Raw genomic sequence first — 1,250 nt, 5'->3', positions numbered from 1 at the left:
GGTGGTCTCCAGTTCTTAGCGCAACACCCTCGCGTGGGGAGGTTGCGGATGCCGAAGAAGTTGGCGTGGGAGGAGCGGGCTGCGGTTCTGCGGGCGGTGGCTGGGGGTCAGTCGATGGAGGCAGTGTCGCGGTGGTCGGGTGTCGATCGCGTGACGATCGGGCGGTGGGCGAGACTGTCGGGCATGCAAGTGCGTGAAGGTCGTGTCGGCGGGGCGGAGCCGGCGGATCTGGGGCGGGTGGTGTCGGGATCGCCTGGCAGGTCGTATCGGCGGTTGACGTTGGCGGATCGTTCGCTGATCCAGGCGGCGTTGGCGTCGCCGACGCCGTGGGGCGTTCGTGCGATCGCGAGGGAGCTGGGGGTGGCTGCCTCGACGGTGTCGCGGGAGATCCGCGCGCATCGGGTGCGGCATTGGGATCGGCTGTTTTACGACGCGGGCATCGCGCATTACCGGGCGGTGCGAGCTCGTCCGCGGACTCGGGTTGGCAAGTTGGCGGGCCCGGCGTTGCGGGCGGAGGTCGTGTCACGCTTGAACGCGAAGTACTCCCCGCAGCAGGTTGCGGGTGAGTTGAAGCGGGCGTTCCCGGATCGGGCGGAGATGCAGGTGTCCCACGAAACGATCTACCAAGCGTTGTATCTGCAGGGTCGAGGCGCACTGCGCCACGAACTCACCGTCGAAAAGGCCCTGCGATCAGGGCGGAAAGGACGCCTTCCGCAGTCGAAGCTTCCCCCGCGATCGAGCCGGCCCTGGTTGGAGGGCGCGCGGTTATCCAACCGGCCCCCGGAAGTCACCGCCCGCGCCGTTCCCGGGCACTGGGAAGGGGACCTGGTAGTCGGGCCAGGCAACTCCGGCATCGTCACCCTGGTCGAACGCAAGACGCGCTACGCGCTGCTGGGGCGGCTTCCCGGAACCCGCGACAGCACCACCGTCACCGACGTTCTCGCGCGGATGATCGAACATCTTCCGGCGACTCTCGCTCGCACCATCACGTGGGATCAGGGCACCGAAATGGCATCCCACAAGGCATTCACCGTCAAGACAGGATGCCCGGTGTTCTTCTGCGATCCGCATTCGCCCTGGCAGCGCGGCACCAATGAGAACACCAATGGCCTCATCCGCGACTTCTATCCAAAAGGCACCGATTTCAATACCGTCACCGACGACGACCTCGCCGAAACCCAACGGCTCCTCAACATCCGCCCACGCGAAACCCTCAAGTTCCGCAGCCCACATGCCATGCTGACCGAACT

Annotated in this window: 1 protein-coding gene; it reads left to right on the top strand. The window is 66.2% G+C overall.

Annotated elements, in window-relative coordinates; all coding sequences use genetic code 11:
- Positions 1-48: 48 nt before the first annotated feature.
- Positions 49-1,250, top strand: a 1,202-nt coding sequence (locus tag M3667_RS16525; RefSeq protein ID WP_308196486.1) for an IS30 family transposase, incomplete at its 3' end; no start/stop codon positions are given.

Origin of the sequence: Microbacterium sp. P26 (assembly GCF_023712585.1) — a bacterium.
In the GTDB taxonomy this organism is placed as follows: domain Bacteria; phylum Actinomycetota; class Actinomycetes; order Actinomycetales; family Microbacteriaceae; genus Microbacterium; species Microbacterium algihabitans_A.
The sequence above is the reverse complement of the archived record's forward strand: the minus strand, read 5'-3'. Positions and strand labels throughout refer to the sequence as shown.